This window comes from Suttonella sp. (genome assembly GCF_056855035.1).
Genome location: NZ_JBXGGR010000048.1, coordinates 1 through 8,374, shown reverse-complemented (window position 1 = coordinate 8,374; position 8,374 = coordinate 1). Strand labels below are relative to the sequence as shown.

At 51.2% G+C, this 8,374-nt stretch carries 8 protein-coding genes and 1 pseudogene; 7 read left to right on the top strand and 2 right to left on the bottom strand.

Translation table 11 applies throughout. From position 1 onward, the window contains the following. Window positions 1-258: 258 nt before the first annotated feature. On the bottom strand, window positions 259-438 hold the full coding sequence (locus ACJHVI_RS04625; protein WP_483183466.1) for an IS630 transposase-related protein: 180 nt from the start codon (window positions 436-438) through the stop codon (window positions 259-261). 270 nt (window positions 439-708) lie between these two features. On the opposite strand from ACJHVI_RS04625, the pseudogene ACJHVI_RS04620 reads away from it, so the two are divergent. After that, a pseudogene (locus tag ACJHVI_RS04620) lies at window positions 709-885 on the top strand (Lrp/AsnC ligand binding domain-containing protein); the annotation flags it as partial. Between the two features lie 167 nt (window positions 886-1,052). Here the strand turns inward: ACJHVI_RS04620 and agp are convergent. Then, on the bottom strand, window positions 1,053-2,360 hold the full coding sequence (agp, locus tag ACJHVI_RS04615; protein WP_483183465.1) for a bifunctional glucose-1-phosphatase/inositol phosphatase: 1,308 nt from the start codon (window positions 2,358-2,360) through the stop codon (window positions 1,053-1,055). 440 nt (window positions 2,361-2,800) lie between these two features. On the opposite strand from agp, the gene ACJHVI_RS04610 reads away from it, so the two are divergent. The 6 genes from ACJHVI_RS04610 (at window position 2,801) to agaF (ending at window position 8,035) form a co-directional block, all read left to right on the top strand. Next, on the top strand, window positions 2,801-4,078 hold the full coding sequence (locus tag ACJHVI_RS04610; RefSeq protein WP_483183464.1) for a class II D-tagatose-bisphosphate aldolase non-catalytic subunit: 1,278 nt from the start codon (window positions 2,801-2,803) through the stop codon (window positions 4,076-4,078). Next, entirely contained in the window at window positions 4,075-5,247 is a 1,173-nt protein-coding gene (locus ACJHVI_RS04605; RefSeq protein WP_483183463.1) for an AgaS family sugar isomerase, read from the top strand. The genes ACJHVI_RS04610 and ACJHVI_RS04605 overlap by 4 nt, the downstream gene beginning before the upstream one ends. Before the next feature lie 14 nt (window positions 5,248-5,261). Further along, entirely contained in the window at window positions 5,262-5,744 is a 483-nt protein-coding gene (gene agaV / locus ACJHVI_RS04600; protein ID WP_483183462.1) for a PTS N-acetylgalactosamine transporter subunit IIB, read from the top strand. A gap of 3 nt (window positions 5,745-5,747) precedes the next feature. Next, the gene (agaW, locus tag ACJHVI_RS04595) at window positions 5,748-6,554 is read left to right on the top strand and encodes a PTS N-acetylgalactosamine transporter subunit IIC (RefSeq protein WP_483183461.1); all 807 of its coding nucleotides are present in this window, start codon (window positions 5,748-5,750) and stop codon (window positions 6,552-6,554) included. 1 nt (window position 6,555) lies between these two features. Further along, window positions 6,556-7,488 (top strand): PTS system mannose/fructose/sorbose family transporter subunit IID, encoded by a 933-nt coding sequence (locus ACJHVI_RS04590; protein WP_483183460.1) that lies wholly within the window; start codon window positions 6,556-6,558, stop codon window positions 7,486-7,488. 103 nt (window positions 7,489-7,591) lie between these two features. Beyond that, window positions 7,592-8,035, top strand: coding sequence for a PTS galactosamine/N-acetylgalactosamine transporter subunit IIA (agaF, locus tag ACJHVI_RS04585; RefSeq protein ID WP_483183459.1), 444 nt, complete (start codon window positions 7,592-7,594; stop codon window positions 8,033-8,035). Window positions 8,036-8,374 lie beyond the last annotated feature (339 nt).

Below are 8,374 nucleotides of genomic sequence, written 5' to 3'. Positions count from 1 at the left end.
TATTAATACTGCAATCGTAAAGCCCTACCGCAAACAACTTGTTCTTATGTATTGCCCCAATAGCATTGCTTTGATTCTTGAGTTGCCAGTTGTACTTTCCTAAACAAGGACGGCCTTTGTGGGAATAGCCGTAAGCTCTGTTCTCATGAGATTTAAAGCCGCTTTCATCTAAGTAAATGAGGGGTCTGCCTTCAGCTTCAAATGCCGCTAATTGCTTAAGAAATAATAGGCGCTGTTGTTTATCTGCTTTCGGATGAATTAAGGTCTTTTTTTTCGAGTAATGCCGACACGTTTTAATGCTATGGCAATAGCTCTGTCGCTACAGTTAAAGCGTCTTGCCCGTTCATAGCAATAGTCATCAGGATAAGCTTGGACGTCAGCCCTTAAAGCTTCATCATCGATTTTTGCCGGTTTGCGTTCGTACTTCTTGCGTTCTATGCTTTTCTTCCAACGTTGAATAGTTGTTGCGCCGAGTCGATATAGTCAAAGAAATGAAAAAGTGGTACAGTAATGCTGCCAACAGGTAGCGCAGAGAGTACGGCGAGATGTGTTTAAATTGTAACTTTTTTTGAATTCCTTGACTATATTCTTCAACAAGCTTTCTGTAGCTATGACCTGATGCTAACTTGTCCAATATCATTTGTCTGTAATCTTTTGAGTATGTCATAAGTTTTAGTGTAACCTTTTTTGGATTCCTTGACTATAGGTTGCTATCTCATCAGCGGCGAATACGATTACCTGCTGAAACTGCGTCTGCCGGATATGGCGGCTTATCGCGAAGTCTTGGGCGGGATTTTGCTGCAATTACCTGCCGCGATTGAAAGCCGCAGCTATGTGGTCATGGAAGAAGTGAAAGACGAAGAGGATTTTTATTGGCAGCCTTAATCCCGCCATGCCTCATCGACAAATGAGAACCGCCGCTTTTTATAGTCTCTTCAGATTAAAATGATACGCCTTAAAACAATATATTTGAATATTTTCAACATTTTAAAAATATTTATTGTCTCATTTTAATCTGAAGAAACTATAGCGGCGGTTTTTCTATGGGAAGATTATTGCAAAGCCTTGCGCATGGCTTGTTTGAAATCTTCTAAGGCGCAGAAGCCTTGCGTATTCACAGGGCAGTCGGCAATTTCCAAAGTGACGCGCTGCGGCGGATTGCTGTCGCTCAGCGCTTGCGCTTGGCGCAGCTGCTCGGTGCTTTGGTAGAAATATTCGATTTTTATCCATTGCTTGCCCTGCGGGTCGCGCCATTGTTGGAAAGCGATTTTGCCGCCTGAAGGCGTGTGTTCATATTGATTGGGCAGATGATAAGGCTTGGTTTTGAGCAAGGGCAGCAAAGAGCCGACATTGGAATCATGCCCGACCAGCATTACCACTTTTGCCTGCCGCGCCTGTTCAATCAGCGGATGCGCATAGCCTTCGTCGCTAAAGGCGTTTTGGATAAAGCTCAACAGCGGAGTTGCCGCTTCTTTTGCCATCAGCGGCGAGCCGAAGAGTACATCATTGTATAAATCTTTGATTGCCGTGATGCTTTTCCATGCTTCCTTGCTGTCAATCTTGCCCCATGCCACTTGTTCTAAGGGCAAGCCCTCATAGTATTGCAGCACGAAGCTGTCCGCCGCGCCGGTGCCGTTGCGCAAAGCGCCTGTGGTTTTGGGTTCTTTGCCCTGTTCAAAACTCAAGGTGTTTTCGATGGCGGCGATTTGGCAGCTGTTTTTCTCTTTGCAGGCGGTGGAATCCTGATAATCCAATACTTTTTCCAATGCCGCATAAGAGTTTGCCAAGCGTTGATTCAAACCTGCAAAGCCCTCTGCGCCGAGGCTTTCGTCAATCGAGCGGCGCAATTGTTCTTCAAAGGCGGCATCCACTGTGCTGCGTACAATCGGGTTGAACGTATTATCCATTTTGCCCACCGCTTCCAAATGCCGCACTTCGATGCCGCAGTCGGCAAAGGCTTTTTGGGCGAATTGTTCGCCGGTGGCGATAGTGCGCGGCAGACTGTTGGTATAGACCAAAATCGCTTCCGGGCGGCATTCGCCTTGTTTGATGAGTCCGGCAACATCAAGCCAATGTCCCAAATATTCGGCGAATATTCCTTCTAATTGCGCGCCTTTAGGCGTGAGATGTCCGCCCTTGGTCGTCCATGTCGGCCATGTCTGCGGCGTGGCTTCGGCGAGCGCGCTACCATAGCCGATTAAGGGCGCACGAATGCCGTGGCGGCTGAAAAAGACCACTTTTTCCAATGTGTAATCGCTGGGAGCAAGCGTTGTTTGATTATTGCTATTGCCGATGCTGCTGCAAGCACTTAAGAGTGCCGCGCTGATTGCCATGCTTAAACTTAGTCCGATTGCTTTCATTCTGTTCTCTCCTAAGCGCGGCACATGCCGCCTGAAAAAGTTTACGCTTTGTAATCATCGGCTTCAAGGAAACGCTAAAAAATAGCAGCAATTCTTTCTCCTCGCTGTAGTTAATGCTTTGATTTGTTTGTTTTTGCAGAAAATAGAAAATTTTTTGAGCATTTCTGTTTGTATTTGTATATTGACAAGACTATAATTCAAAACCTAAAGGTTTTTTAACAAAGTCGCGCCGCATGATGCCGATGGTGATGAAAACGCCGCATGATGTTGCCGCTGCTGATTTCATCAAAATTTCCTTACTGGTTGAACCCCCTCCCTTTAGGAGGATAATCTTGTGGGAGAGGTGTAACCTCTTCCAATTCAGGGCAACACGTAGAGCGACGCTTTATGTGTCGCTCTACGTGTTGAAACATGACCTGCTAAAGCAGAAAGGAGTATTTGTGAAGCCACATCTTTTAGCCGAGCGCATCGCCGAGCATAAGCGGAGCGGCAAAGGCGGCATCACTTCCGTATGTAGCGCTTTGCCGGCGGTGTTGCGCGCCGCCGCCGCCTCCGCCAAAGCCCATGATGCCGTTCTCTTAATCGAATCCACATCCAATCAAGTCGATCAATTCGGCGGTTATACGGGTTTGACCCCTGCGCAATTTATCGCCCAAACGCGGCAATTGATTGCCGACTGCGGTTTTCCTTTGGAAAAACTGGTTTTTGGCGGCGACCATCTCGGGCCGAATGCTTGGCAGCATGAAACGGCGGCAGAAGCGATGCACAAGGCGGAAGAATTGCTGCGCCAATACGCGGCGGCAGGTTTTCAGAAAATCCATTTGGATTGCAGTATGAGCTGCGCCGACGACCCTGTGCCGCTGGACGATTTGACCGTTGCCACCCGCGCCGCGCGTTTGTGCAAAATTGCCGAAGCTGCGGCACCGAATCAGGACATTGTCTATATCGTGGGCACGGAAGTACCGGTGCCGGGCGGTGCGCAGGAAGATATCGAGGGTATTACGCCGACTTCCGCCGCTGCTGCGGCAAAAACCTTGGCGGTGCATCAGGAAGTCTTTGCTAAGGAAGGTTTAAGCGCGGTTTGGCCGCGCGTCATCGGCTTGGTGGTGCAGCCCGGCGTAGAATTCGATCATCTGCAAGTGGTGGATTATGTGCCTGAAAAAGCACGTGAATTGGTCACTTTGGCGGAGACTTTCCCCCATGCGGTTTTTGAAGCGCATTCCACCGATTACCAAACCCGCCATCATCTCGCCCAATTGGTGCGCGATCATTTTGCGATTTTAAAAGTCGGGCCGGCGCTGACTTTCGCTTATCGTGAAGCCCTGTATGCACTTAATCGCGCCTTGCTGGCGGTTTATCCCGATGCGGGTGTCGATGTGGCGGCGGTCATGGAAGCCACGATGCTGGCAGAGCCTTCGCGTTGGCAGAAATATTATCACGGCGATGCGCAGCAGCAGGCATTGCTGCGTGTTTACAGTCTGTCCGACCGTATGCGTTATTACTGGCCGCAGGCGGCGGTGCAGGCGGAAATTACCAAATTCCATCAAGCCTTTGACCAAGCCGAGCTGCCTTACGGCGTTTTGCATCAATATCTGCCGCAGGCGGTGGAAGTTTGCCACAATCGCGGCGAAGCCTTCAGCGCCGCCAATTTGATTGAGCAGCATATCCGCTTTGCCCTCGAGCCCTATTATTCAGCCACAGACGGAGCAGGCGCATGATTGCAGACAAAGATATTGCTTATTTTCAGGCGCAGGGTGCGCAAGCCACCGCACAGGAAATCAGCGGACAGGCGCAGGCTTGGTTGGAAATTCCCCAATTATTACAGCGTGATCAAGCCGCATTGCCGCCGCTTGCCGCTGCGCTGAACAATCCGCAGGCGACGGTCGTCTTTAGCGGTGCCGGCACTTCCGCCTATGTCGGCGATATTGTCGCGCCCTTGATTGCGCCGCTTGCCGCCGCGCACTGCCAAGCGATTGCCAGCACCGATTTTGTCGCCCAACCTGCCGACCGTCTGCCGCGTCATGCCGAAGGGATTTTCTTTGCCTTTGCCCGTTCGGGCAATTCGCCGGAAAGCGTGGACAGCATTGAAAAACTGGCGATTGTTGCGCCGCAAATGCAGCCTTATGCGGTAACTTGCAATGTACAGGGACAATTGGCGTTAGACGGACGCACCTATAGTTTGCTGATGCCGCCGCAAACTCATGACGCCAGCTTTGTCATGACATCCAGCTTTTCCACTATGACGCTCTACACTGCCGCCTTATGCCGCCAAGCCCTCGGATTAGCGACGCCGGACTTTAGCGCGCTTGCCGAGGCTTCGCAGCAGATTAACCGTCAGTTTTATCACAGTGCGACGGCAGACGCCTTACTACAAGCGCAGCGTCTGATTTTCTTAGGCAGCAGTGCGCTTTACGGCGCGGCACGCGAATGTGCGCTGAAAATTTTGGAAATGACCGCGGGCGCGATTCCCACCATGGCGGAAACTTCGCTCGGCTTCCGACACGGCCCGAAATCCCTAATTAACGCGCAAACGGCGGTTATGGTTCTGCCGAGCAATCATGCCTATACCCAGCAATTTGACGCCGACATCATCTGCGAATTAGCCAATGACAGCAGCGCGGCGGCAATCGTCGTGCCGGCAAGCGCGGCATTTTTCGCGCGTTTTGAGGATATTGCGGCGCATCCGCGCGTCATCGCGCTGCCCTATGCGGCGGCAGGCGACAGCTTCAGTGATGATTATCTGGCGGTCTTGGCGGTGCAATATGCGCAATTGCTCGGTCTGCGCGCCGCGATTGAACGCCGCATTTCCCCCGATAATCCCAACCCGAGCGGACAAGTGAACCGCGTGGTGAAAGGCGTTCGCCTATACCCTTATTCAATATCATAAAAAAGGAGAGAGATATGCCTAATATTTTATTGACGCGCATCGATAACCGCTTGATTCACGGGCAGGTCGGTATGACGTGGACGAATTGGCTGGGTGCGAATTTGGTTCTCGTCGCCGACGACGAGCTGGCGAATGACGAAACCCAGCAAGCCCTTATGGAAATGGCGATTGCGGGCGGCGCGGAATCGCGCTTCTTCAGCTTGCAGAAAACTATTGATGTGATTCACAAAGCGGCGGACAGACAGAAAATTTTTCTGGTCGTGCGTGATCCGCAAGCCGCATTGAAATTGGTAGAAGGTGGCGTGCCGATTGACAAAATCAACGTCGGCAACCTGCACTTTGCCGAAGGCAAGCGGCAAGTCTCGAAAGTGATTTCCGTCACCGAAGACGATATCCGCTGCTTTAAGGCGCTGGAAGCAAAAGGCGTTCCCTGTACCGCACAAAGTACACCCGATGATAAAAAAGTGTCGATTCTTCAACTGCTTGAAACGGAGTAAACCATGGAAGCCACAGAAATCATTGCCCAATTCAGCCTTTGGCAGGCTTTGGCGGTCGCCATCTTTGCAGGGATTGCAGGGATTGACCTTTTTAACGTGCTTACCCATATCCACCGCCCGATTATCGCCGGTCCGATTGTCGGCTTGCTCTTAGGCAATCCGCAGGCGGGCTTGGTTGCAGGGGCGAGCTTCGAGCTGATGTGGATGGGCTTGGTGCCGCTGGCAGGCGCGCAGCCGCCGAATGTGGTATTGGGCGGCATCATCGGCACCGCCTTTGTGATTGCCACAGGACAAACCGCCGAACAGGCGATTGTGGTCGCGATACCGGCGGCGGTATTTGTGCAAATGTGCATTACCTTCTTATTCACCGCCTTCTCGCCGCTGATGAGCACCGCGGATAAATACGCGCAAACCCTGAATTTCAAAGGCATTGCCAATCTGAACTATCTCGGCATGAGCATCTTATTCGTCTTCTACTTCTTCATTGCCTTTGCCGCGATTTACTTCGGCGCAGAAGCCGCGCGCAGCTTAGTCAGCCTGATTCCGAAATGGATTACCGACGGGCTGCAAATGGCGGGCGGACTGATGCCGGCAATCGGCTTCGGCATCCTGCTCAACATCATGCTGCAACGCCAATACATCGCCTACTTCCTCATGGGCTTTTTGCTCGCCGCCTATTTCCAACAACCGCTGCTCGCGATTGCTTTGGTCGGCGTGGCATTTGCCCTGATTGAATACTATCTGCGCGAAGCCGTGCCGCAAGGCGCCGCCAAAGCCGATAAATCCGAAGATTATGAAGAGGGTATCTAAAATGAGTGAACATCAAAAAGAAATCGTCAGCGGTGCTTATGAAGATTTAAGCGCACCTAAAGTCATTACCCCGAAAGACCTGCGCCGCATGGCTTGGCGCTCGCTCTTCTTGCAAGCCTCCTTCAACTACGAACGCATGCAGGCAAACGGCTGGCTATACAGCATCTTGCCCTCGCTGCGCAAAATCCACAAAAATGAAAACGACCTGAAAAAATCCATGGCAATGCACTTGGAATTTTTCAACACCCATCCGCTCTTGGTAACCTTCATCTCGGGACTGGTGCTGGCAATGGAAGAAGCCAAAGAACGCATCGACACCATCCGCGCGATTAAAGTCTCCACCATGGGACCGGGCGGCGGTATCGGCGACGCCGTATTCTGGCTGACCCTGCTTTCTATCTGCGGCGGCATCGGTGCCTCCTTCTCCTTGCAAGGTTCGTGGCTGGGGCCGATCTTCTTCTTTGTGCTGTTTAACGTCGTGCATTTCTCCCTGCGTTTCGGCTTGGCAAGCTACGGCTACAAAATGGGCGTATCCGCGATTAAAAACCTCAAAGACCAAACCAAAAAACTGGCGCATGCCGCCTCAATCGTCGGCTTGATGGTGATCGGCGCGATGACCGCCAGCTATGTCCGCTTGGAATCAGGCTTGCAACTGGTGCGTAAAGCCGGCGACGCCACCTTTGTCTATACCCTGCAAGGCGATTTGGTCGATAAAATCATGCCGGCATTGCTGCCGCTCTTATGGACACTCTTCCTTTTGTGGCGGATTAAAAAAGGCAGCTCGCCGCTGAAATTGGTCATCATGACCGTTGTCTTCGGCTTAGTCTGCACCTTATTGCCGGTGCTGCTGAAAACCATGTTCGGCTGGGAAATCATCGACCCTGCCGTCTTGATGGAACGCGGCAATTTATTCGGCAAACCTTGGGGCAATTAAGCGACAATAGACAGGCGGCGCCAAGCGCCGCCTACGCTTTTTCGGCAAATCGGGGCAGGGCTTACGCTTTGTTCCGAATGAAAACAGATTATAAGGAAGCAAAATGATACATCTCATCATCTGCGGGCACGGACAAATCGCCGACGGTCTTCTGTCGGGACTCAAACTCTTGGCGGGCGAAGTTAACGCCTGCCACAGCCTCAACTTCCCCGAAGGCATGAGCAGCGAAAGCCTCGCCCAATCCCTGCAAAACATCGTCGCCGCCTGCCAAGACGAACCGATATTGATTTTTACCGACATCATAGGCGGCACCCCCTTCCGCCAAGCCGCATTGATTGCCAACGAACGCCCCGACTGCGAAATTATCAGCGGCATGAATCTGCCCCTGCTGATTGAAGCCGTGATGGAACGCGACGAAGCGGAGAACGTGGCGGATTTCGCCGAAAACCTCGTGCAAAACACCCGCGGCAGCATCGCCCGCTACTCCGCCTTATTGCAAAGTCGGATAAAAAATAATCCTGTCGTCATCGACGGCGACGGCATTTAAGCGCCGAACCTTAATCCTCTTTACCTTTAAAAATGCAGGAACATTCGGTAAAGTGCCGCAAATTGTCTTGATGCCCAGTCTGTTATGCTTGTTTATGGTTAATTCATAAAAATAATGCATGTCGGATACTTGTATCCGACATGGCTTCTTTTCAATTCTTCGGCTATATGCATAAATTGCTGAGTAACAGTTAGAAAATAGGGGCAAAGGGACATTTTAGGTGCTAAAAAGTTTGAAAAGCCTTATTCTGTAAGGCTTTTAGCGAGGTCAAAAGCTTTGAACACAAAAAATGCTTTTTCTGTGGCTCAAAACAGGTCAAAAAAGATGGCAGACAAAATC

Excerpts from the sequence above, each read along its gene's own strand:
- ACJHVI_RS04590 (WP_483183460.1), top strand. The coding sequence starts at position 6,556 with ATGAGTGAACATCAAAAAGAAATCGTCAGCGGTGCTTATGAAGATTTA.
- agaV (WP_483183462.1), top strand. The coding sequence starts at position 5,262 with ATGCCTAATATTTTATTGACGCGCATCGATAACCGCTTGATTCACGGG.
- agaF (WP_483183459.1), top strand. The coding sequence starts at position 7,592 with ATGATACATCTCATCATCTGCGGGCACGGACAAATCGCCGACGGTCTT.
- ACJHVI_RS04605 (WP_483183463.1), top strand. The coding sequence starts at position 4,075 with ATGATTGCAGACAAAGATATTGCTTATTTTCAGGCGCAGGGTGCGCAA.
- agaW (WP_483183461.1), top strand. The coding sequence starts at position 5,748 with ATGGAAGCCACAGAAATCATTGCCCAATTCAGCCTTTGGCAGGCTTTG.
- agp (WP_483183465.1), bottom strand. The coding sequence starts at position 2,360 with ATGAAAGCAATCGGACTAAGTTTAAGCATGGCAATCAGCGCGGCACTC.